General features: G+C 66.6%; 21 protein-coding genes and 1 pseudogene. 6 read left to right on the top strand and 16 right to left on the bottom strand.

Annotated elements, in window-relative coordinates; translation table 11 throughout:
- The first annotated feature begins 6 nt into the window (after window positions 1-6).
- Complete coding sequence (locus ACM6JT_RS29710; protein ID WP_034182897.1) at window positions 7-1,890, top strand: polysaccharide biosynthesis protein; 1,884 nt, start codon at window positions 7-9, stop codon at window positions 1,888-1,890.
- A 93-nt stretch (window positions 1,891-1,983) separates the two neighbouring features.
- On the opposite strand, the gene ACM6JT_RS29705 is transcribed toward ACM6JT_RS29710, so the two are convergent.
- Genes ACM6JT_RS29705 through ACM6JT_RS29685 form a run of 5 tightly spaced genes read right to left on the bottom strand, consistent with a single transcriptional unit; the run spans window position 1,984 to window position 7,421 of the window.
- Complete coding sequence (locus ACM6JT_RS29705; protein WP_034182898.1) at window positions 1,984-3,090, bottom strand: MraY family glycosyltransferase; 1,107 nt, start codon at window positions 3,088-3,090, stop codon at window positions 1,984-1,986.
- A gap of 27 nt (window positions 3,091-3,117) precedes the next feature.
- Window positions 3,118-4,140 (bottom strand): UDP-glucose 4-epimerase GalE, encoded by a 1,023-nt coding sequence (gene galE, locus ACM6JT_RS29700; RefSeq protein WP_105393040.1) that lies wholly within the window; start codon window positions 4,138-4,140, stop codon window positions 3,118-3,120.
- A gap of 14 nt (window positions 4,141-4,154) precedes the next feature.
- On the bottom strand, window positions 4,155-5,291 hold the full coding sequence (locus ACM6JT_RS29695) for a glycosyltransferase family 4 protein (protein ID WP_414857803.1): 1,137 nt from the start codon (window positions 5,289-5,291) through the stop codon (window positions 4,155-4,157).
- 52 nt (window positions 5,292-5,343) lie between these two features.
- Complete coding sequence (locus ACM6JT_RS29690; RefSeq protein ID WP_414857802.1) at window positions 5,344-6,168, bottom strand: glycosyltransferase; 825 nt, start codon at window positions 6,166-6,168, stop codon at window positions 5,344-5,346.
- Window positions 6,165-7,421 (bottom strand): oligosaccharide flippase family protein, encoded by a 1,257-nt coding sequence (locus tag ACM6JT_RS29685; protein WP_414857801.1) that lies wholly within the window; start codon window positions 7,419-7,421, stop codon window positions 6,165-6,167. Before ACM6JT_RS29685 ends, ACM6JT_RS29690 begins: the two co-directional genes overlap by 4 nt.
- Before the next feature lie 248 nt (window positions 7,422-7,669).
- Between ACM6JT_RS29685 and ACM6JT_RS29680 the strand changes: the two genes are divergently transcribed.
- The 4 genes from ACM6JT_RS29680 to waaA all read left to right on the top strand — a co-directional run bounded on the left by ACM6JT_RS29680 (window position 7,670) and on the right by waaA (window position 12,528).
- On the top strand, window positions 7,670-9,064 hold the full coding sequence (locus ACM6JT_RS29680) for a phosphomannomutase/phosphoglucomutase (RefSeq protein WP_174420069.1): 1,395 nt from the start codon (window positions 7,670-7,672) through the stop codon (window positions 9,062-9,064).
- 174 nt (window positions 9,065-9,238) lie between these two features.
- The gene (waaC, locus tag ACM6JT_RS29675; RefSeq protein WP_034182903.1) at window positions 9,239-10,234 is read left to right on the top strand and encodes a lipopolysaccharide heptosyltransferase I; all 996 of its coding nucleotides are present in this window, start codon (window positions 9,239-9,241) and stop codon (window positions 10,232-10,234) included.
- 25 nt (window positions 10,235-10,259) lie between these two features.
- Window positions 10,260-11,144, top strand: a complete 885-nt coding sequence (locus ACM6JT_RS29670) for a Kdo hydroxylase family protein (protein WP_034182904.1) — start codon at window positions 10,260-10,262, stop codon at window positions 11,142-11,144.
- Between the two features lie 37 nt (window positions 11,145-11,181).
- Complete coding sequence (gene waaA / locus ACM6JT_RS29665; RefSeq protein WP_414857800.1) at window positions 11,182-12,528, top strand: lipid IV(A) 3-deoxy-D-manno-octulosonic acid transferase; 1,347 nt, start codon at window positions 11,182-11,184, stop codon at window positions 12,526-12,528.
- 63 nt (window positions 12,529-12,591) lie between these two features.
- Here the strand turns inward: waaA and ureG are convergent, their stop codons facing one another.
- The 8 genes and pseudogenes from ureG to ACM6JT_RS29625 form a co-directional block, all read right to left on the bottom strand.
- Window positions 12,592-13,239 carry an urease accessory protein UreG gene (gene ureG, locus ACM6JT_RS29660; protein WP_131947829.1) on the bottom strand — a complete coding sequence of 216 codons (648 nt, stop codon included), beginning with the start codon at window positions 13,237-13,239 and terminating at the stop codon, window positions 12,592-12,594.
- Window positions 13,240-13,256: 17 nt separating this feature from the next.
- Window positions 13,257-13,937: an urease accessory protein UreF gene (locus ACM6JT_RS29655; protein ID WP_243565263.1), complete on the bottom strand. Its 681-nt coding sequence runs from the start codon at window positions 13,935-13,937 to the stop codon at window positions 13,257-13,259.
- The gene (gene ureE, locus ACM6JT_RS29650) at window positions 13,924-14,553 is read right to left on the bottom strand and encodes an urease accessory protein UreE (RefSeq protein ID WP_407971234.1); all 630 of its coding nucleotides are present in this window, start codon (window positions 14,551-14,553) and stop codon (window positions 13,924-13,926) included. The genes ACM6JT_RS29655 and ureE overlap by 14 nt, the downstream gene beginning before the upstream one ends.
- Before the next feature lie 17 nt (window positions 14,554-14,570).
- Window positions 14,571-16,277, bottom strand: coding sequence for an urease subunit alpha (ureC, locus tag ACM6JT_RS29645; protein WP_034182909.1), 1,707 nt, complete (start codon window positions 16,275-16,277; stop codon window positions 14,571-14,573).
- Window positions 16,278-16,317: 40 nt separating this feature from the next.
- Complete coding sequence (locus ACM6JT_RS29640) at window positions 16,318-16,623, bottom strand: urease subunit beta (RefSeq protein WP_034182910.1); 306 nt, start codon at window positions 16,621-16,623, stop codon at window positions 16,318-16,320.
- Window positions 16,624-16,631: 8 nt separating this feature from the next.
- Window positions 16,632-16,934: an urease subunit gamma gene (ureA, locus tag ACM6JT_RS29635; protein ID WP_006406310.1), complete on the bottom strand. Its 303-nt coding sequence runs from the start codon at window positions 16,932-16,934 to the stop codon at window positions 16,632-16,634.
- Window positions 16,935-17,170: 236 nt separating this feature from the next.
- Complete coding sequence (locus tag ACM6JT_RS29630) at window positions 17,171-18,046, bottom strand: urease accessory protein UreD (RefSeq protein WP_414857799.1); 876 nt, start codon at window positions 18,044-18,046, stop codon at window positions 17,171-17,173.
- Between the two features lie 103 nt (window positions 18,047-18,149).
- A pseudogene (locus tag ACM6JT_RS29625) lies at window positions 18,150-18,604 on the bottom strand (ATP-binding cassette domain-containing protein); the annotation flags it as partial.
- A 772-nt stretch (window positions 18,605-19,376) separates the two neighbouring features.
- On the opposite strand from ACM6JT_RS29625, the gene argP reads away from it, so the two are divergent.
- Window positions 19,377-20,279, top strand: coding sequence for an HTH-type transcriptional regulator ArgP (gene argP, locus ACM6JT_RS29620; protein WP_414857798.1), 903 nt, complete (start codon window positions 19,377-19,379; stop codon window positions 20,277-20,279).
- Between the two features lie 58 nt (window positions 20,280-20,337).
- On the opposite strand, the gene ACM6JT_RS29615 is transcribed toward argP, so the two are convergent.
- The 3 genes from ACM6JT_RS29615 to ACM6JT_RS29605 are packed head-to-tail and all read right to left on the bottom strand — an operon-like array spanning window position 20,338 to window position 22,846.
- Window positions 20,338-20,901, bottom strand: a complete 564-nt coding sequence (locus tag ACM6JT_RS29615; RefSeq protein WP_414857797.1) for an NADPH-dependent FMN reductase — start codon at window positions 20,899-20,901, stop codon at window positions 20,338-20,340.
- Window positions 20,898-21,551, bottom strand: coding sequence for a hypothetical protein (locus ACM6JT_RS29610; protein WP_414857796.1), 654 nt, complete (start codon window positions 21,549-21,551; stop codon window positions 20,898-20,900). The genes ACM6JT_RS29615 and ACM6JT_RS29610 overlap by 4 nt, the downstream gene beginning before the upstream one ends.
- On the bottom strand, window positions 21,545-22,846 hold the full coding sequence (locus ACM6JT_RS29605; protein WP_414857795.1) for a homoserine dehydrogenase: 1,302 nt from the start codon (window positions 22,844-22,846) through the stop codon (window positions 21,545-21,547). The genes ACM6JT_RS29610 and ACM6JT_RS29605 overlap by 7 nt, the downstream gene beginning before the upstream one ends.
- Window position 22,847: the final 1 nt, after the last annotated feature.

The raw sequence follows: 22,847 nt of genomic DNA, 5'->3' as shown, positions 1-22,847 counted from the left end.
ACGCCGATGTTTCGCCGTAAAGCGTCATGGCTGTCGTTCAGTGCATTCCTGTTCGACCTGCTGGCTGTCGTGGCCTCGTGGCTGGTCGCCTATCTGGTCCGTTTCAACGGCGCTGTTCCTGCCGACTTCCTGCATGGTGCGCTCATGGCGCTGGGCTGGGTGTTGCCTGTCTACGCGCTGATGTTCCATGCGTTCGGCCTGTACCGCGGCCTCTGGGTGTTCGCCAGCCTGCCCGATCTGATGCGCATTTCGAAGGCGGTCGTCGTCGGAAGTCTCGTCGTCATGGTCGGGGCCGTGATGTTCCAGCCGCAGCCGATCATTCCGCGCTCGGTGCTGCTGCTGTCGCCGATCCTGCTGTTCCTCATCATGGGCGGCGCTCGAGCGCTCTATCGCGCGACGAAGGAGTTCTATCTTTACGGCGGCCTGGTCGGGCAGGGCAAGCCGGTGCTGGTGCTCGGCGCCGGCACCGCCGGTGCGAGTCTCGCGCGCGAACTGTCGCGCTCCGGCGAATGGCGCCTCGTCGGCCTGCTCGACGACGACGTCACGAAGCAGGGGCGTGAAATCTACGGCTACAAGGTGCTGGGCTCGTTCAACGACCTGAAGCACTGGACTGACGCAATGAAGGTCGAGTACGCGATCATCGCGATTCCGTCGGCCTCCGTCGAAACGCAGCGTCGCGTCGCGACGCTGTGCGTGCGGGCCGGCGTGAAGGCGATGGTGCTGCCTTCGCTGACCGCGCTGATGCCGGGGCAGGGCTTCCTGTCGCAGGTGCGGAACATCGATCTCGAGGATCTGCTCGGCCGCGATGCCGTGACGATCGACACGCCGCACGTCGAGGCGCTGCTGCGCGGCCGTGTCGTGATGGTGACGGGCGCGGGCGGCTCGATCGGCTCCGAGCTGTGCAGGCAGATCCTGCGTTTCGCGCCGGCACAGCTTGTCGCGTTCGACCTGTCCGAGTACGCGATGTACCGGCTCACCGAGGAACTGCGCGAGCGCTTCCCCGACCTGCCGGTCCTGCCGATCATCGGCGACGCGAAGGATTCGCTGCTGCTCGATCAGGTGATGTCGCGCCATGCGCCGCATATCGTGTTTCATGCGGCGGCCTACAAGCACGTGCCGCTGATGGAGGAGCACAACGCATGGCAGGCGCTGCGCAACAACGTGCTCGGCACGTATCGCGTGGCCCGCGCGGCGATCCGCCACGACGTGCGTCACTTCGTGCTGATCTCGACCGACAAGGCCGTCAATCCGACCAACGTGATGGGCGCGAGCAAGCGCCTGGCTGAAATGGCCTGCCAGGCGTTGCAGCAGACGAGCGGGCGCACGCACTTCGAGACCGTGCGCTTCGGCAACGTGCTCGGCAGCGCGGGCAGCGTGATCCCGAAGTTCCAGCAGCAGATCGCGAAGGGCGGCCCGGTGACGGTCACGCACCCGGAGATCACGCGTTTCTTCATGACGATCCCGGAAGCGTCGCAACTCGTGCTGCAGGCATCGAGCATGGGGCATGGCGGCGAGATTTTCATTCTCGACATGGGCGAGCCGGTGAAGATCGTCGATCTCGCGCGCGACCTGATCCGCCTGTACGGTTTCTCGGAAGAACAGATCCGTATCGAGTTCACCGGGCTGCGGCCCGGCGAGAAGCTCTACGAGGAACTGCTTGCGGACGACGAAGCGACGACGCGCACGCTGCATCCGAAACTGCGGATCGCGCGCGCACGGGAAGTGCCGGACAATCTCCTCGACGAACTGCTGCCGTGGCTGATGCAGCACCGCGTGCTGTCCGACGATGAAGTGCGGCGCGACCTGCGACGCTGGGTGCCGGAATACCACACGGCCGTTGCGCCGACGTTGCAGCGCGTATCGTCGGTGCGCGCGGTATCGAACGAGTGACGCGGCAGGGTCGTGAGCCGCACGGCCCGGCAACGACGAAAAGAAAAGCGCCCCGCGGGGCGCTTTTTTTCTGTCCGGACGCCGGCGTGGCGCTCAGTGGCTGCGCCGGTGCTTGCGTACCACCATCCACCGCGGCGCCCTGAACCGCACGATGCTGAGATAAAGCCACACATACGTCAGCGCGAACAGCACGACAAAAACGAACAGATGCACGGTATGCCGCCAGAACAGCGTCGCCGGTATCACCGCAACGAGGCACAGCAGCCACAGGTACGGCGACGTCAGCGAATTCCGCCGCGTCAGATCATGCGCGTGCTTCGTCCCGACCGCCCACCGCATCAGCCGCTTGTACACGAGCATATGAAGATGCACGCCGTCCGGAATCCCAGGCGACATCCCGCGGATGAATTTCTTCCGGTAGATCGAGAAGCACGTCTCGAAGATCGGATACATGAACAACAGCACCGGATACCAAGCGGACACTTCGCGATTGCGCATCACGAGCATGATCGCGAGTTCCGCGAGCATGAACCCGATGAAATACGCGCCGCCGTCGCCGAGGAAGATCAGCCCGGCGGGGAAATTCCACAGGAAGAAGCCGAGCACGGCGCCCATCATGATGATCGACGCGGACATCACGACCGGGTCGTTGACATGGAACGCGACATACGCGAGCGACGCGAACATCATGAAGCTGACCATCGACGCGAGCCCGTTGAAGCCGTCGATGATGTTGATCGCGTTGGCGAGCGCGGCGACCGCGAGCACCGTGACGAACGCCGAGATAGCCACGTAGCCGAGCAGGAAATCGAGCGGCGGCACGCTGATGCGCTTGACCGCGATACCCATCACCCCGAACGCGAGCGCGGCCGCGCCCATCGTGCACAGCAGCCGCGCACGCGGCGACACGCGCTTGGTCAGGTCCTCGACGAGCCCTGACAGGAACGCCGGCATTCCGCATGCGGCGATCCCGAGAATGCTGCCGGCGATCGTCGGATAGCGCCGCGACAGGATCAGCGCGGCAATGACGACCCCGGCGAGGATCCCGATGCCCCCAACGCGCGGCACGGGCCGCACGTGGAATTTCTGCACGCCGGCCAGGTCGCTGTCGACCGAGAATTTCTCGTGAAGGTGCGCGTAGCGCACGATGAACAGCGTGACGAGCAGGGAGACGATGAAACCGGACGCGAAGCTGAGCATGGGATCGCTCGAAAAATGGACAGCGGATTATACAAAACCGCGCGGGTTGCCCTCCTGCCATCGCCAGTGGTCGGCACACATTTCCTCGATGCCGAGCGTCGCGCGCCAGCCGATGATGTCGGCCGCGGCCTGCGGGTTCGCGTAGCACTCGGCGATGTCGCCCGGGCGGCGCGCGACGAGTTCGTACGGCACCGGGCGGCCCGATGCCTTCTCGAACGCGCGCACGACTTCGAGCACGCTGTAGCCCTGGCCCGTGCCGAGGTTCACGACGAAGCTCGCGTCGCGCTTCGCCAGCGCGTCGAGCGCGGCGATGTGCCCCTTCGCGAGATCGACGACGTGGATGTAGTCGCGCACGCCCGTGCCGTCCGGCGTCGGGTAGTCGGAGCCGAACACGCGCAGTTTTTCCAGCTTGCCGACCGCGACCTGCGCGACATACGGCATCAGGTTGTTCGGGATGCCGGCCGGATCCTCGCCGATCAGCCCGCTCGCATGCGCGCCGACCGGGTTGAAGTAGCGCAGCGTCGCGATGCGCCACGACGGGTCGGACACCTCGAGATCGCGCAGGATCTGCTCGGCGATCAGCTTCGACTGGCCGTACGGGTTGGTCGCGGACAGCGGGAACGATTCGTCGATCGGCGAGCGCTCGGGCACGCCGTATACGGTCGCGGACGAACTGAACACGAACTGCTTGACGTTGCGCTCGCGCATGACCTTGAGCACGGCGAGCAGGCCGCCGATGTTGTTCTGGTAGTACTCGAGCGGTTTCGCGACCGATTCGCCGACGGCCTTGAGCGCCGCGAAGTGGATCGTGCCGGTGATCGGGTGCGCGTCGAACACCTTCGCGAGCGCGGCTTCGTCGCACACGTCGACCTGGTGGAACGCGGGCGTCCTGCCCGTGATCTGCTCGATGCGCCGCACGGATTCGGCCTTGCTGTTGACGAGGTTGTCGACGATCACGACATCGTAGCCGTTGTCGAGCAGCTCGACGGCCGTGTGCGAGCCGATGTAGCCCGCACCGCCGGTGACGAGGATGGTGCCTTTAGCGGTCATGCTGATGCGCTCCTTCAGAGGGTGATGCCTGTCAACGAATGAATGGTCTGCCGGTAACGTTCGACGACCTGCTGCTCGTCGAATTCCGCCGCGACCTTCTGCCGGCCGCGCGCGCCCATCGCGTCGCGTCCGGCCGTTCCGAGTTCGATCATGCGGAGCAGTTGCTCCGCGAGGCTCGCGCTGTCGCGCACGCGGCACAGGAAGCCCGTTTCGCCGTCGGCGACGACGTCGCGGCAGCCCGGCACGTCGGTCGCGACGATCGGGCGGCCCATCGCCGAGGCTTCCATCAGCGTGCGCGGCACGCCTTCGCGGTACGACGGCAGCACGACGCAGTCGGCGGCCGCGATATGCGGGCGCACGTCGTGCGCTTCGCCCAGATACTCGACGATGCCTTCGCCGACCCACGCGTCGACATCCGCGCGGCCGATCGCGCTCGGATTGTCGACGCCGAGCGGCCCGAGCAGCTGGAAGCGCGCGTTCGGGTAGCGGGCCCGCACGATGCGCGCGGCCTCCACATATTCGCGCACGCCCTTGTCCCACAGCAGCCGGCCGATCAGGATGAAGACGGGCGCGTCGCCGCCGGGCAGCGGCACGGGCGCGAACTGTTCGAGGTCGACGCCTTCGCCGTGCAGCAGCCGCGCGCGGTCGGGATGCGCGAGCAGCTGCTCGTCGGTGAACGTTGCGAGATCGTCGCGGTTCAGGAACCAGACTTCACGCGGGAAGCGGAACGCGAAGCGGTACAGGCGTTTCGCGACGCTGGCCGCGCGGCTCTTCTGGATGAATACATAACCGAGCCCCGTCGTCACCGCGATCGACGGCACGCGCGCGAGCCATGCGGCGACCGAGCCGTAGATGTTCGGCTTGATCGTGTAATGGAACACGAGATCGGGCTTCAGCGCACGGTAGTGACGCACCAGCGCGGCGAGCGTGCCGAGATCTTCGCGCGGGCTCGTGCCTTTCGATGCGACCGTGAGCGCCACGTAGCGGCAGCCCATCTGCTCGAGCAGCGGCACCGTGCGGTCGTGCGGCGCGATCACGATGACCTCGGCGCCGCGCGCGACGAGCGCACGGATCAAACCGTGGCGGTACGTGTAGATCGCCCAGGCCGTGTTGCAGACGAGCGCGATGCGCAGCGGGGAGGTGGCGGACATGAAAAAAGAAAAAAATAAAGCGTCGAAAATGCCGAAGGGGCCGGATCCGCGCTCAAGCGGACGGCCGCGCGGCGAACAGCGTCTGCTTGATCCGCTGCAGCGTGCGGTACGGCGTCACGAAATGCAGCAGGTTCTTGGCGAGGCCGGCCCAGTCGTACGGGTTCAGCGCGTTGAAGTGGCTCAGCAGCAGCGACAGCGTCGACACCAGCTGGCGCCGGCGCTTGGTCGCGCTGATCCCGCCCTCGTTGAGTTCGTAATAAAGGCCGAGTTCCGGCAGGTTCGCGCAATCGTAGCGTTGCATTAACCGTAAAAAAAGATCGAGATCCTCGGCCGCGCGGTATTTCTCGCGATAGTTGCCGACCTCCAGCACGGCGTCGATGCGCAGCATCACCGACGGATGCACGAGCGGCGAGCGCAGGAAGCGCGTGCGGCGCAGCGTGCGCGGATCGGCGGGCGGCGTCAGCATGAAGCGCGGCTCGCCGGCGCGCGATACGACCTGCGTCCACATGCCGACGCAGGCCACGCGCGGATGGGCGCCCAGATACGCGCGCTGTTTCGCGAGGCGCTGCGGCGCGGCGAGATCGCCGGCGTCGATGCGCGCCGCATAACGAAAGCCGCGTGTCGCGAGCGCGTCGATGCCGGCTGCGAGCGCGCGCTCGATGCCGCCGTTGCGCGGCATGCGCAGTACCTCGATCGCGAGGCCGGGCAGGTCGGGCGCGACGATCGGCGGCGTGCTGCCGTCGTCGACGATCAGCACGTGCACGGGCGCGTCCTCGCGAAACGATGCGAGGGTCCGGACGACGTCGTCGTGCCCGTTGTAGGCCGGCATCAGCACGGCCACGTCGTCGAGCGGGGGCGGGCAATCGGATGACGTCATGTTTGCAGCTTGAAACGGATGTAATAAAAATTGACGGCGGCCGCGGTCAGGTAGCCGGCCGCCAGCCCGACGAGCGCGCCGTACAGGCCGAGCCGCGGGATCGCGAACAGGTTGACGAGCGCGGCGATCGCGAGCGCGAGCAGCCATTTCGACAGCAACACGAATTTTGCTTGATATTTGAGAACGATAAGATTGCCTATCGCCTCGATGCCGGCCGGCACGGACAGCCAGACGGCCCAGCGGAAGATGTCGACCGAGGCCTCGTAGCCGCGGCCGAACACCTTGCCGACGATCAGCGGGGCGGCCGCGTCGAGCACGAGCGCGCCGGCCGTCATCAGGCAGGCCGTCATCGCGATCAGCCGGACGATGTTGCGGCGCAGCCGCGCGACGTCCTGCACGCGGTAGACGAATGCGGGCGCGATCGTCTGCGCGAGCATCAGCGCGAGCGTGATCCAGTTCTCGTTGAGCTGCTGCGCGGCCGAGTAGCGGCCGAGATCGGCAAACGACACGTGGCGCTCGAGCATCAGGCGGTCGAGCTTCAGGAACAGGTACATGCAGATGAGGCCGAGCCAGAACACGGTGCCGGCCGTCGCAAAGTGCCTGAACAGCGGTTTATCGAACGTCCAGCCGAGCGCGCCGCCGTTACGATGCCGGTAGTAGAGCAGCAGCGCGAAGCCGATCGCGGCGGCCTCGAGCGCCCACAGCCACCCGAAGCGTGCGGGGCCGGCGGCTGCGCGGACCAGCAGCCAGACGAGCAGCGCCTTCGCCAGTGCGGTGATCATGCTGGTGACGAGCTGCGGCTTGCTGTAGGTCAGGCTTTGCAGCCACGCGTTGATCAGGCCGACGAACGGCTCGCGGAACACCATCGTGACGGCCAGGCCCGCGAGCATCGCGCCGACCAGCGGATCGAAGGCGCCCGCGGCGATCGCGACCCAGGTCGCGACGAGCGCGGCGGCCGAGACGGCGATGCGCAGCGCGAATGCGCTGCCGAGCACCGCGCCGAGCTGGCCGGGCGGGCGCTGGACGATGGTCGGAACGAGGATTTCCGCGCCGCACACCCAGGTGAGCGGCGCCAGTACCAGGAGGAGCGTATTCGCATACTGCCATTTGCCGAACACGTCCGGCCCGAAATAACGGGCCAGAAGACCGCTGATCGCGATCGCGACGCCGATCTGCGTGAGCCGTTCGAGCCCCAGCCAGACGAGGTTCGCGACGGCCTTCGCGACATCCGGGTTGCCGAAACGCTTCAGCATGCGCGGCGGCCGCATGTACGCGGGGCGGCCGGCAGGGCGCCCGGAGGCTGCGGGTTGGCGGCGGCGGGTCGGCTAGGCATTAAAATGGGCGACATGCGCGTCATCAAAACCCGCGATTATAAGTGGGATCGGGGCCGCTCCAGCCGTTCCGTTCCTTGTTTCGCAGGGGCCTGCCTGTATCATGCGCGGCGCCGGCGAGACGCGGCCAGACAATTTTCCATGCACGCAACCGAGAGAGAAGAGAATCGATGATCTCCCAATCCATCTTCAAGGCATATGACATTCGTGGCGTGGTCGGCAAGACGCTCGACGTCGACACGGCGCGCGGGATCGGCCGGGCATTCGGCAGCGAAGTGCGCGCCCAGGGCGGCGACGCGGTCGTCGTCGCGCGCGACGGCCGCCTGTCCGGGCCCGAACTCGTCGGCGCACTCGCCGACGGCCTGCGTGCGGCGGGCGTCGACGTCGTCGACGTCGGCATGGTGCCGACGCCGGTCGGTTATTTCGCGGCGAGCGTGCCGCTTGCGCTGAAGGGCGGCGAGCGCCGCATCGATTCGTGCATCGTCGTCACGGGCAGCCACAACCCGCCCGACTACAACGGCTTCAAGATGGTGCTGCGCGGCGCCGCGATCTACGGCGAGCAGATCCAGGCGCTGTACCGCCGCATCGTCGACGAGCGCTTCGAGACGGGCAGCGGCACCTACGAGCAGGTCGACGTCGCCGATCAGTACATCGCGCGCATCGTCGGCGACGTGAAGCTCGCGCGGCCGATCAAGCTCGTCGTCGACGCCGGCAACGGCGTCGCGGGCCCGCTCGCGACGCGCCTGTTCAAGGCGCTCGGCTGCGAACTCGTCGAGCGCTTCACCGACATCGACGGCACGTTCCCGAACCACCACCCCGATCCCGCGCACCCGGAAAACCTGCAGGACGTGATCCAGGCGCTGAAGGACACCGATGCCGAGCTCGGCTTCGCGTTCGACGGCGACGGCGACCGCCTCGGCGTCGTCACGAAGGACGGCCAGATCATCTATCCGGACCGCCAGCTGATGCTGTTCGCGGAAGAAGTGCTGTCGCGCAATCCGGGCGCGCAGATCATCTACGACGTGAAGTGCACGCGCAACCTCGCGCAGTGGGTGAAGTCGAAGGGCGGCGAGCCGCTGATGTGGAAGACGGGCCACTCGCTCGTGAAGGCGAAGCTGCGCGAGACGGGGGCGCCGCTCGCCGGCGAAATGAGCGGCCACGTGTTCTTCAAGGATCGCTGGTACGGCTTCGACGACGGCCTCTACACGGGCGCGCGCCTGCTCGAGATCCTCACGAAGACGGCCGATCCGAGCGCGCTGCTCAACGGGCTGCCGGACGCGATGAGCACGCCCGAACTGCAGCTGTGGCTCGAAGAGGGCGAGAACTTCCGCCTGATCGACAAGCTGCAGAAAGAGGCGAAGTTCGACGGCGCCGAGGAAGTCGTGACGATCGACGGCCTGCGTGTCGAGTACCCGGACGGCTTCGGCCTCGCGCGTTCGTCGAACACGACGCCGGTCGTCGTGATGCGTTTCGAGTCGGAGACGCAGGAAGGGCTCAAGCGCATCCAGGAGGACTTCCGCCGCGTGCTGACGGCCGCGAAGCCGGACGTCAAGCTGCCGTTCTGAGCGTCGGCGGCCTGCGGGCCGCCAACGGCGCGGCGGCCGATTTAGCGGTCGCGCCATCCCCGAAAAGCGGCGCACGCGACAGCGTGCGGCCGCTTTTTGTCTGTCTGCTCCCCCGGGCGAGATAAAATCGCTCCTTTATGTCTGTCGCCGGCTGTCAGCCGGCGTTTTTTCAGCGTGCAAAAGATCCTGATCGTGCGTGTGTCGTCGCTGGGCGACGTCGTGCACAACATGCCGGTGATCGCCGATATCCGGCGCCGCCACCCCGATGCGCAGATCGACTGGCTCGTCGAGGAAAGCTTCGTCGACCTCGTGCGGCTCGTCGACGGCGTGCGCGAGGTGCTGCCGTTCTCGCTGCGCCGCTGGCGCAAGAAGCCGTTCTCGGGCGCGACGTGGCGCGAGATCCGCGCATTCCGCCGGCGCCTCGCGGCCGAGCAGTACGACCTCGTGATCGACTGCCAGGGCCTCATCAAGACGGCCTGGGTCGCGAGCTGGGCGCGCGGCCCGCTCGTCGGGCTCGGCAACCGCACCGACGGCGCCGGCTACGAATGGCCGGTGCGTTTCTTCTACCGCAAGCGCGTGCCGATCGCGCCGCGCACGCACGTCGTCGAGCGCTCGCGGCAACTCGTCGCGGCCGCGCTGGGCGACCCGGCGCCGACGCCGGCCGATCCGGTCGACTTCGGCCTCGACACGCGCGCGGCGGCGCTCGCGGTGGCCGCGCTCGGCCTGAACCTGCCGGTGCCGTACGTGGTGTTCGTCCATGCGACGTCGCGCGCCGACAAGCAGTGGCCGGACGCCGCGTGGATCGAGCTCGGCCAGGCGCTCGTGCGGCGCGGCGCGTCGCTCGTGCTGCCGTGGGGCAACGACGCGGAGCGCGCGACGAGCGAGCGGCTCGCGAAGGAGTTCGGCGCGGCGGCGATCGTGCCGCCGAAGCTGTCGCTGCCGGCCGTGGTCGGGCTGATCGACGGCGCGGCCGCAACCGTCGGGGTTGATACAGGTCTGGTTCACATCGCGGCCGCGCTGAAGCGTCCGACGGTCGAACTGTACAATTTCGCGACGGCCTGGCGGACCGGCGGCTACTGGTCGCCGAACGTCGTCAATCTCGGCACCGCGGGGCAACCCCCGTCGATCGCGCAGGTGAAGTCGGCGCTCGCGGGCTTCGGTCTCCTGTAACGCCTGTCAATTACGCGAACCGATCATGAGCGAATCCCAGATCATCGAAGTCCCGTCCGCCGACTGGAGCGGACACAACCTGTCGGCACCGCGCGAGCAACTGCTGGCCGCGGTCGAGGAAGGCAAGGTGCTGTATTTCCCGCATCTGCGCTTCGCGATCGAAGGCGGCGAGGAAGCGCTGCTCGATCCGGCGCTCGCCGATCCGAAACGCAAGAACATCAGCCTCGCGCCGAACGGCGGCGCGCTCGCCGGCGTGCTCGGCGACAGCGTCACGCAGTCGGCCGTGCGCGCGCTCGTCGCGCGCTTCCAGCAGCAGGCCGGCACGCTCGTCGACGGCCTGTTCCCCGAATACCGCGGCAAGCTGCGCGTCGCGCCGACGAGCCTGCGGCTGATGCGGGTCGAGACGCGCCAGACGTCATGGCGCAAGGATGACAGCCGGTTGCACGTCGACGCGTTCCCGTCGCGGCCGAACTACGGCGAGCGCATCCTGCGCGTGTTCACGAACGTGAACCCGGCCGGCGCACCGCGCGTGTGGCGCGTGGGCGAGCCGTTCGAGGACGTCGCGAAGCGTTTCCTGCCGCGCATCAGGCCGCAGCTCCCCGGTTCCGCGTGGCTGCTGAACCTGCTGCACGTGACGAAGTCGCCGCGCAGCGCGTACGACCACCTGATGCTGAACCTGCACGACGGCATGAAGGCCGATCTCGACTACCAGAAGACGAGCCCGCAGCAGACGATGCCGTTCCCGCCGGGCAGCGTGTGGATATGTTTCTCGGACCAGACTTCGCACGCTGTGATGTCCGGCCAGTTCATGCTCGAGCAGACCTTCTTCCTGCCGGTCGATGCGATGGTCCGCCGCGAATGCGCGCCGCTCGGCATTCTCGAGCGCCTGACGGGCAGGGCGCTGGTTTGAGCGCGCACCTGCTTCGAAGCAATACGAGGGCCGCCGCATGCTGAGGGCGATCTATCGCGCGCTGTGGTGGATAGTCGCACCCGCCGCGGTCATCCGGCTCTATGTGCGCTCGCGCAAGGAGCGCGGCTATCGCGAGCACATCGGCGAACGCTTCGGCCGCGTGGCGGGCCGCTCGCGCGACGACCGTGCGCCGCTGATCTGGGTGCATGCGGTATCGGTCGGCGAGACGCGCGCCGCGCAGCCGCTGATCGACGCGCTGATGCACGCGCGCCCCGATGCGCGCATCCTGCTCACGCACATGACGCCGAGCGGCCGCGCGACCGGCGAACAGATCTTCGGCGATCGCGTGCTGCGCTGCTACCTGCCGTACGACATGCCGGGCCTGGTGCGGCGCTTCCTGCACGCATGGCGGCCGACGCTCGGCCTCGTGATGGAAACCGAGGTGTGGCCGACGCTGATCGACGAGTGCCGCCGCGCGGACGTGCCGCTCGTGCTGACCAATGCGCGGATGTCCGCGCGTTCGTTCCGGCGCGCGGCGAAGTTCGGCGCGGCGACGCGCGACGTGTTCGGCGGCTTCTCGCGCGTGCTCGCGCAGAGCCCGGCCGATGCGGAGCGGCTGACGTCGCTCGGCGCACGCAACGTGACCGTGCTCGGCAACCTGAAGTTCGACATGGCGACGCCGCCGGAACTCGCGGCGCGCGGCCATGCGTGGCGCGACGCGATCGGCGCGCGGCCCGTGTGGGTCGCCGCCAGCACGCGCGAGAACGAGGAGGCGCTGGTGCTGCAGGCGTTCGCCGCGATGCGCACGCCCGGCGCGCTGCTGGTGCTCGTGCCGCGCCACCCGCAGCGTTTCGCCGAGGTCGAGGCGCTCGTCGAGCGCAGCGGGCTCAAGTGCGTGCGACGCTCGGCATGGGCGGCCGACACGGCCGCGCTCGCGGCCGGCCACCCGGCTGCCGAACCGCTGCCGGGCGACGTGACGGTGCTGCTCGGCGATTCGATGGGCGAACTCGGCGCGTACTACGCGGCCGCCGACGTCGCGTTCATCGGCGGCAGCCTGCTGCCGCTCGGCGGACAGAACCTGATCGAAGCGTGCGCGGTCGGCGTGCCGGTGCTGATCGGCCCGCACGTGTTCAACTTCACGCAGGCAACCGCCGACGCGGTCGCGGCCGGCGCGGCGATGCAGGTCGAGGATCCGCTCGATCTCGCGCACGTGCTCGACGCGCTGTTCGCCGACAAGGCGCGGCGCATCGCGATGGGCGCGGCTGGCGCGGCCTTCGCGGCGCGTCACCGCGGCGCGACCGCGCGCACGGTCGACGTGCTCGCGGCGCTGCTGCCGCCCGCCGAACGCGGCGAGCGTGAGCAGCAGGACACTTCCGACAAATAGACGAAGGCGGCGCAATGCCGCCCCGGGCATGCGTGGCGGCGTCGTGTGCCGCCGCCGCGCCGCTCAGGCCGTCAGCAAGCCCTTCTTCTCGATGAACGCGATTACGTCCGCGACGCCGTCGAGCGCCTTCAGGTTCGTCATCACGTAAGGCCGCTCGCCGCGCATCTTCTTCGTGTCGGAGGCCATCACGTCGAGGTTCGCGCCGACCAGCGGCGCGAGATCAGTCTTGTTGATCACGAGCAGGTCGGACTTCGTGATGCCGGGGCCGCCCTTGCGCGGAATCTTCTCGCCGCCCGCGACGTCGATCACGTAGATCGTCAGGTCCGACAGCTCGGGGCTGAACGTCGCCGCGAGATTGTCGCCGCCCGATTCGATGAACACGATGTCGGCGTCGGGAAAGCGCGACAGCATCCGGTCGACGGCCTCTAGGTTGATCGATGCATCCTCGCGGATCGCCGTATGCGGGCAGCCGCCCGTCTCGACGCCCATGATGCGTTCCTCGGGCAGCGCGCCCGCAACCGTCAGCAGCCGCTGGTCTTCCTTCGTATAGATGTCGTTGGTGATCGCGACGAGGTCGTAGCGGTCGCGCATCGCCTTGCACAGCATTTCGAGCAGCGTGGTCTTGCCGGAGCCGACGGGGCCGCCGATGCCGACGCGCAGCGGCGGCAGTTTCTTCGTGCGGCGGGCGGAGGAGGGAGCAGGTGCGTTCATGGCGAATAGCGTCGTGTTCAGGAGCGGAACAACCGCGAGTACTGGGTTTCGTGCCGCGCGGACAGGATGCCGAGCTGCGGCGCGAACGTGTTGACGGCGTCGGGCGGCGTCGCGAGCGCGCGGCGCACGGCCGCGTCGATCGCGCCGCGCAGCGCGACGATGATGCGTTGCCCGGCGAGCTGGCCGAGCGGCACGGCCTTCAGCGCGGCGGACGTCTGGTTCTCGACCCAGCCGAATGCGTACGCGGCGAGCGTCGCGTCGGCGCCGGCATCGTGCGCGGCGGCCGCGTATGCGAATGCGGTCGGCAGTGCGATCGGCGACATCGATGCGAGCGTCGCGCGGTGCGCGGCATCGCCCCATTCGAGCGATGCGCAGAGCTGCGCGAGCGACCAGCCCATCTGCTCGGTCTCGCGGCGCAGTTCCGCCGATTCGCGGCTCGCGATGAACCACGCGTTTTCGGCGGCGAGCGCGTGCGCGTCATGCGCGTGCCAACGCGCGAGCTGGTGCGCGAGGAACGGCAGCTCGCCGTGCGCGAGCACGTCGGTCAGGCCGCTCGCGATCCAGTCGCGTGCCGAATCGGCGTCGTGGATCAGGTTCGCGTCGAGCGCGGCTTCGAGGCCCTGCGAATAGCTGTATGCGCCGATCGGCAGCGCCGGCGACGCGAGGTGCAGCAGTGCGACGAGTTCAGTGGTGGTCATGGCCGTGGCCGTGCGTGCATCCGGGACCATGCTGATGATCGTGATCGTGATCGTGATCGTGATCGTGATCGTGATCGTGCGAATGCGAATGCGAATGCCCGTGGTGCTCGCCGAACACCTGCTGCGCGAGCGCGTAGTCCTCGGCGAACGTCGCGTCGTGCCCGTGCTTGTGGCCGCCGCCGTACGCGCCGGCTTCCGGCTGGAACGGCGCGTTCGCTGCTTCGACCTGCGTGCCGAGCCGGCGCAGCATGTCCGCGAGCACCGGATCGGCTTCGAGCTTCAGGTAGCCGTCGCCGATCTCGACCGGCGTGTGACGGTTGCCGAGGTGGTACGCGGCGCGCATCAGCGTGAGCGGATCGGCCGCGCGCACGAGCAGCACGGCTTCGGGCGCCGCGGCGACGCGCACGAGCGCGCCGTCGTCGGCGACGAGCACGTCGCCGTCGCGCAGCACGGTGCCGCGCGGCAGCAGCACCGCGACGTCCTCGCCGGTGTCGAGCGTCGCCGCGAGGCGGCTCTTGCAGCGGGCGTCATACGCGAGCGTGAGCGTCGGTGCGCGCGCGACGAGCGACGCGGCGAGTTTCACGTTCGGGGCAATGCGTTTGTCGAGGGTGCGCATAAAACGAAAACCGGAAATCAGAACAGGAAATAGCGCTGCGCCATCGGCAGCACCGTCGCCGGCTCGCAGGTGAGCAACTGGCCGTCGGCGATCACGTCGTAGGTTTCGGGATCGACGCTGATCGACGGGCGCCACGCGTTGTGAATCATGTCGGCCTTCGTCACGTTGCGGCAGTTGCGTACCGGCACGATCCGCTTCGCGAGGCCGTAGCGTTCCGCGATGCCCGCATCGGCCGCCATCTGCGACACGAAGGTCAGCGACGTGCGCGCGAGTGCGCCGCCGCGCGTCGCGAACATCTCGCGATAGTGGACGGGCTGCGGCGTCGGGATCGACGCGTTCGGGTCGCCCATCTGCGCGACCGCGATCATCCCGCCCTTCAGGATCATCGACGGCTTGATCCCGAAGAACGCGGGCTCCCACAGCACGAGGTCGGCCCACTTGCCGGGCTCGATCGAACCGACTTCGTGCGCGATGCCGTGCGTAATCGCCGGGTTGATCGTGTACTTCGCGACGTAGCGCTTCGCGCGGAAGTTGTCGTTGCGCGCGCCGTCCCCGGGCAGTGCGCCGCGCTGCACCTTCATCTTGTGCGCGGTCTGCCACGTGCGGATGATCACTTCGCCGACGCGGCCCATCGCCTGCGAATCGGACGACAGCATCGACAGCGCGCCGAGATCGTGCAGGATGTCCTCGGCCGCGATCGTCTCGCGGCGAATCCGCGATTCGGCGAACGCGAGATCCTCGGCGATCGACGGATCGAGGTGATGGCACACCATCAGCATGTCGAGATGCTCGTCGAGCGTGTTGATCGTGTACGGGCGCGTCGGGTTGGTCGACGACGGCAGCACGTTCGCCTCGCCGCACACCTTCAGGATGTCGGGTGCGTGGCCGCCGCCCGCGCCTTCGGTGTGGTACGTGTGGATCGTGCGGCCCTTGAATGCGGCGACCGTCGATTCGACGAAGCCGGCTTCGTTCAGCGTGTCGGTGTGGATCGCGACCTGCGTGTCGGTGTCGTCCGCAACCGACAGGCAGTTGTCGATCGCGGCGGGCGTCGTGCCCCAGTCCTCGTGCAGCTTCAGCCCGATCGCGCCGGCCGCGATCTGCTCGACGAGCGGCTCGGGCAGGCTCGCATTGCCCTTGCCGAGAAAGCCGAGGTTGATCGGCCAGCCGTCGGCGGCCTGCAGCATCCGCTCCATGTGCCACGGGCCCGGCGTGCAGGTCGTCGCGTTGGTGCCGGTGGCCGGCCCCGTGCCGCCGCCGAGCATCGTCGTGACGCCCGATGCGAGCGCCTCGTCGATCTGCTGCGGGCTGATGAAGTGGATGTGCGTGTCGATGCCGCCGGCCGTCACGATCAGTCCTTCGCCGGCGATCACTTCGGTCGCGGCGCCGATCGCGATCGTCACGCCCGGCTGGATGTCCGGGTTGCCGGCCTTGCCGATCGCGGCGATGCGGCCGTGCTTGATCGCGATGTCGGCCTTCACGATGCCCCAGTGATCGAGGATCACCGCGTTCGTGATGACCGTGTCGGGCACATCGGCGGATACGCGCTGCGACTGGCCCATCCCGTCGCGGATCACTTTCCCGCCGCCGAATTTCACTTCCTCGCCGTAGGTCGTGAAGTCGCGTTCGATCTCGATCAGCAGTTCGGTATCGGCGAGCCGGACGCGGTCGCCCGTCGTCGGCCCGAACATTTCCGCGTACGCGCGGCGGCTCAAGCGTAGTGTCATCTCGTGATGTTCCTGAAGACCTGAAGAATGGGGCGCGCGCTCAGAGCGGCCCCATCACCTTGCCCTGAAAACCGTAGACGGCCCGATCGCCCGCGAGCGCGACGAGCTCGACGGTGCGCGTCTGGCCCGGCTCGAAGCGCACGGCCGTGCCGGCCGCGATGTTGAGCCGGAAGCCGCGCGCGGCCGCGCGGTCGAACGACAGTGCGTCGTTGACTTCGAAGAAGTGATAGTGCGAGCCGACCTGCACCGGGCGGTCGCCGGTGTTCGCGACGACGAGCGTCAGCGTTTCGCGGCCCGCGTTCAGTTCGTGCTCGCCGTCGTCGGTGAGGATTTCGCCGGGGATCATGCGTTGCCTCACGGAATCGGATGGTGGACGGTCACGAGCTTCGTACCGTCGGGGAAGGTCGCCTCGACCTGGATGTCGGGAATCATTTCCGGCACGCCATCCATCACGTCGTCGCGCGTGAGCAGCGTCGTGCCGTAGTGCATCACTTCGGCAACCGTCTTGCCGTCGCGCGCGGCTTCCATCAGCGCGGCGGTGATGAAGGCGACCGCCTCCGGATAGTTGAGCTTCAGGCCGCGCGCGCGACGGCGTTCGGCCAGCAGCGCCGCCGTGAAGATCAGCAGCTTGTCCTTTTCTCGGGGAGTCAGTTTCATGAAGGCAAACGTTCAGGAAAACGTAATTTTTATCGGTGCGCGCCCAACCGGGCGGACGTGCAGATCATCGTAGCACCGCGCCGTTTTGCGCGCGCCGTGTATCGGTTATGTAAGCAGCAAGGCGCGTGCCATGTGCATGGAACGCAGCGCGATGCGCGTTCGTGGTGCGCGGTGCATGGATAGCGTGCAGCGTCGGATGTGGGGATGCGCCGAAACGGTGCGCAGCGCGGGCGCGCTCAGGTTTGCCAGAGGCGCAGCGGCCGTGCGTCGACGCCGTGCACGATCGGCCGCAGATGCAGCCAGCAATCGGTGAAGTGGCGCTGCAGCGCTTCCATCGACGTCGACAGTGCGCGCACGAGCACGACGCCGGGCGTTACGCAGGTTGCGCCCGCGCGCAGCGTGTCGTCGAACGGCATCCGCGCAGCGAGCGATTCGGCCAGTGCGGCGTCGCACGCGGCGCCGGCGGCCCACAGCGTGCCGTATGCGGGAAAGCCGGCGAGGCCCTGCAGCGCGCCGCGCAGCGGATCGTGCGCGTCGAGCAGCGCGCGCTCGGTCCATAGCGGCCGGCCGTCGGCACCGACGAGCGCGGAGGTCGACGCGATACGGCCCGCCGACCAGGTTTCGCCGGCCGCCTGCCGGCCGAGCTGCGTCGCGTCCCAGCCGATCGCGCTCGCGCCTGCGCCGAGCGTCACGGTGAAGTCGAGCGCTGCGTGCGCTGAGTCGAAGAACAGGTTGTTCTGCGGCAGCCAGTCGAGCTTCGCGTGCTCACCGACAGCAATGCCGATGCGCTGCGTCGCGTCGAGGCCGTTCGACTTGTACCACTTGGTCGCGCCGGGCGTCGTCAGCACCGCGTGCGTGCCGGCGCCGAGCGCGATGCTGATGTCGAGCCGGTCGCCGCCCGCGACGCCGCCCGGCGGGTGGACGATCACCGCATGGCAGATCGCGTCGCCTTCCGGGTACAGCGGCCGCTGCACGCGCAGCGGGCCGTCGTGCAGCCGGTGCGCGAGCGTCGTGCGTGCGCCGTGCCGCTCGAAGCCGAGTTCGAGGCGGCCGCGCCACGACTTGGCGACGGCGGGGCGGGACAGCGGGGCGTGGGAATCGGGGGCGGACATCGGCGGCGAGCGGGTGCGGGGAACGTGGATGCTACAGGAACAATAATTCAGACGCTGACTTCACTGAAAGCGCGGTTTTCAACAAATGCTGAAACGCGTCCTTTCACTGAAATCCGGCGCCGCACCCGCAATTCGACGCGGGTCGCTGCACCGCAATCAACTCTCGCACCCATCTGTCTCCATATTCCTCGCCTCGCCGCCGGCAACGATTTCCCCGCGGCTCATCACCCAGTACCGATCCGCGATCGAGCGCGCGAAATCGTAATACTGTTTGACGAGCAGCACGGTCATGTTCGATTCGTCGACGAGCTGGCGCAGCGTGCGGCCGACGTCCTGGATGATCGACGACTGGATGCCCTCGGTCGGCTCGTCGAGGATCAGCAACTGCGGCTCGCTCATCAGCGCGCGGCCGATCGCGAGCTGCTGCTGGTCGCCGGACAGGTCGCCGCCGCGCCGCGCCGTGCGCATACAGCTGCAGCGCCGAGCGCCGTGCCGCGCCACGGTGCCGCTTTTCGCGGCGATGACACCCGTCAGGCAACGCAGCAGCGTGAGCTTGCCGTCGTCGGCGCTCAGGTTTTCCGATGCCTGCTCGGGTTAGTTGGATTTCCATAGTTTTTCCGCAAGTGCTGCATGGATGTATCAGCAGCGTCACACCCTGGCGACCTGTCGGGTAATCGGTGCGTGTTGAGCTGCCAATACTGGAGGCATGTCATCGAATTGACGCTGCGAAGATCGAGTTTTGATCTCTGGAATCAAAGGCGAATATGACTGGTTTATGGCGGATCCGAATACTGCCCTGAATCCCACTTCCGCTTTGCACAAGTGGGATGGCTCAGTGTGACAGTCTGAAGCACTTTGTGCTCGCAAGTCTGCATGAACTTGTATCGGTGCTCGATCTGCGCCCGTATCAAGTTTTCCAGGTGGTTCCAGGTATCTTGCAAGGCGACAGCTTGAGGGAGGAGGTATTGCTGCATAAATCATGGAAAAGTCGATTTCACGAATAAAATTGCGCATAATAAAAATTTACTCTAATTATGGTGGATTTTATTTGTATTCACGCAACTTATGATCTACTTCGCCGATTTATGTAACAACGCCGAATGCGGATGGAGCAATTTGAAATTAATCGGAATATTCTGTAATTATTACTTCGTATCTATTTGGCGTGCATCGTAGGCGACATCCGGGTCATTGATTCGTGGGGTTGGTGAAATGCTGATTAATCAGTGCATCGCAAAGTCCATTATGGTCTGCAATGTTGAGTTTGGTTGAAATATAACGCGACGTAAAAAATTAATGTAATACTAAAGATGTTCACGAGGGGTGCGTCATGCTTGATCGGTTTCAACTGGAAGCTTTTGCGACTGTAACGGAATACGGGAGTTTCGAGCAGGCGGCCAATGCGCTCAACATTACCCGAGGCGCTGTATCGCAGCGTATCAAGACGCTGGAGGAAGCGCTTTCCACCGTGCTGCTGGTGCGCGAGCGACCTCCAACGCCAACCGCTGCTGGCGAAGTCGTGCTGCGGTACGTGAAAGCCTTGCGCTTGCTTGAGCACGACGTGTACGTCGGCCTGAAGCTGCGCACGTCGCGGCACAAACGTACGCCCATCGCGATTGCCGTCAATTCGGATTCCCTCGCAACGTGGTTTGACAGGTGCTCGGAAGCGTTGCTCCAGCAACTGCCCGTGGCGCTGGAGATCAGCGTCGACGATCAGGGCCATACGCGGCACATGCTGACGCGTGGGGATGTCACGGGCTGCATTTCCACTGAATGCCAGTCTTCGCCGGGTTTCAACGCTATTCCGCTCGGTGCGATGACGTACCGGTGCGCTGCCGCGCCAGCGTTCGCACAGCACTATTTTCCGCGCGGGCTGACCCTGCATGACGCGAAATCGGTGCCGGCGGTGCTCTTCAATCGCAAAGACTCACTCCACGACACTTTCCTGAAATCGATGTTCGGCGTGGAGCTGAAACAGTTTCCACGTCACTACTTCCCATCGCCCGCCGCGCTGTTGAGCGCGATCCGAAGCGGCAACGGATACGGTCTCATTCCCGTGCAGCATGCAGAAGTACTGCTAAAGACCGGCCAGCTCGTCGATCTCGCGCCGGGGGGCGGACTCTCCATTCCGCTCTTCTGGCATCACTGGCAGCAGGAGCCGCCGCTGGGGCGGCAAGTCACTGGCTTCGTGGTGGAATTTGCACGCACGGCGCTTGATCAGGCCGGGCGGTAATACGCGGCTCCTGGCGAAGTAGAGGAAGCCAACGCACATCGATCTAGGGCAACGCTGATTAAGGCTGCGCGGATCTGCCGTTGAATGGGCCCGGCGCGGGGGGGCTTGCAGGTGCAATCTGTCGCAGCAGACCGGCAACAACAGAATCGGCTTGCGCCAGTAGATCGTTCGACCAGCGGCCGTTACGCGTATCCCTGTCCTGCGGGCATACGGCCAACTGCTCCACGATGGCCGGCACATGCAGTGAGCGCAGCACATGACGCATGGCCGCCAGGGTGGCCATGCCGCCCCGTGGACTACCTGAGGCCGCAACCAGCGCGGCGGGTTTGCCTGCGACGAGCGTGCTGTCGAGATGATCGAGGAGATTCTTCAGCCCTGCACTGAAACTGCCGTGATATTCCGGGCTCCCGATTACAAGCGCACAAGCGGAGTCGACTGCCTGACGCCAGACGCTCAGATCGGCAGACGCACCATTGTCCAGTCCATAAAAGGGCAGGTCGAGTGTGCCCACGCACACGCGTTGTGTCGAGTAACCGAATTGCTGCAATCGCTGTTCGAGTAGGCGCAGTGCTTGGCTGGTCTGCCCTTCGGAGCGCGGGCTGCCGCAAATGATGAGGATCATAATGCGAATCCAGCACGTCGCAGTCTGGAGGCCAGGTTGAATCTTTGCCCCCACACGCGCCGCTCCTGCACCTGCGGATCGCTCAGCCACGCTGAAGCCGCCGGACTTTCCAGCATGGCCCGCATATGATCTTCGCTTTGCACATCGAACAATTCGTTCATGTCCAGCACCAGGGTCGCGGCGGCAACAGATGCCACCGTGCCATGCCTGTCGTCGTCGAGCGCGCTGCGCAGTCGATGCGCCACGTGTGCGATCGTACTGGCGTCCGTTTCATCGGCACGAAGCGGGGCACTGATGTCCTGTCGGCATAGTGTCAGCAGGCCGCCGCACGCGTCCCGGGCGCGGGCTCGCGCGGACGGCTCGCCGGGCCAGACGCCCGCGTGCGGAAACTGTTCGTGCAGCGTCTCGATGATCGTCAGCAACTGGGCGAGGGTTTGCGTGCCCAGACGTACTTCCGGTGGCCGGTGCGTGATCGCGGCTGGGGCGGCGTGAGGTGCCGGGGCTTGCGCCGCCAGCAGTGCTGACATGCCAAGGCGATGGCAGATCAGCCAGAGCGGAAACGACCATAGCAGGCTGTCGTCGGGCCGCACATGGATGAGCAGCGCATTGCTGTCCGACGTGTGCGGGTTCGAGAATGCCTCGCTCAGCATCCGCAGTCATCCAGAACGGGAAGCACGACCACGGAATGCCCTGGGCCAGCGGCATCCTGGAGCTGGGGCAGCGTTCTGAGCAGCCGTTCCTCGGAGACCGGGTGAGTGATGACGACCAGGTCCGTCAACGCGCCCTGTGCGGCGTCCTGAAGCAGCGAATGCGCCGAGATGTTCGCAGTGGCCAGCACGCGGCTGACCTTGGCCAGCGTTCCCGCGCGGTCGTCGAGGCGAAGCCGGACGTAGAACGCTTCCACGAGGTTCGGCTTCCCGCAGGCCGGAGCCGCCGCAGGCGCGGCGTCGCGAAAGCCCATGTTGTAGGCGCCGCCGCCCACGTTGGGCCTGCTGCCGTTGGCCAGTTCCAGAAGATCGGCGAGCACGGCGCTGGAAGTCTGTTTGCCGCCGGCACCCGATCCATAGAGGAACGCCGACCCAAGCAGGTCGCCTTGCAACGCGATGCCATTCATCGAGCCGCCCACCAGGGCCAGCATCGAACGGTTCGGCACCAGGGTTGGCCGCACGCCGATCACCATGCCATCGTCCACGCGCTTCGCCTGCGCGATGAGCTTCACCTGATGCCCGAGTCGTTTCGCGAATTCGATGTCTTCGCGCTCGATCTCCGCGATGCCCTTGAAATCGACCTTCGCGAAGTCGATCGGCACGCCAAAGGCCAGCGACGCCAGCAGGGTGATCTTGTGAGCGGCATCCTCGCCGTTGATGTCCAGCGTGGGATCGGCTTCGGCATAGCCGCGGCGTTGCGCTTCGGCGAGCGCCGTGGCGAAGTCCGCGCCGTGCTCGCTCATTTGCGATAGCACGTAGTTGGACGTGCCGTTGAGGATGCCCACCACCGACGAAATCCGGTTTGCCGCCGCTGCCTCGCGTAGCGTCTTGATGATGGGTATCGACACTGCAACAGCGCCTTCGAACAGCATCCGGCGCCCGGCGTGCGCGGCGGCGGCCATGATCTCCGCGCCGTGGTGGGCTAGCAGTGCCTTGTTGGCGGTGATGACATGCTTGCCCTGCGCGAGGGCGCGCAGCACCAGTTCGCGTCCGATCGATACATTGCCGGTCAACTCGATCACCACGTCCACGTTCGGGTCTTCCACCAGGGCGCGCGGATCGTCGTCGATCTGGCAGCCGGTCGGCACGCGGCCGTGCGCTCGCGATGGAGTGCGTGTGGCGATTCGGACGAACTCAATCGGCGAGCGAGCCTTGGCGAGGATGAGGTCGTGGTTGGCCAGGAAGCTCTCGATGGTGGCGGCGGCCACGTTGCCGAAGCCGAGGATGCCTGCTTTCATG

The organism is Burkholderia sp. IT-111MI5 (genome assembly GCF_949752865.1).
Taxonomy (GTDB): domain Bacteria; phylum Pseudomonadota; class Gammaproteobacteria; order Burkholderiales; family Burkholderiaceae; genus Burkholderia; species Burkholderia pyrrocinia_C.
Note: the sequence above shows the minus strand (reverse complement) of the source record. Positions and strands in the feature narration are given on the sequence as shown.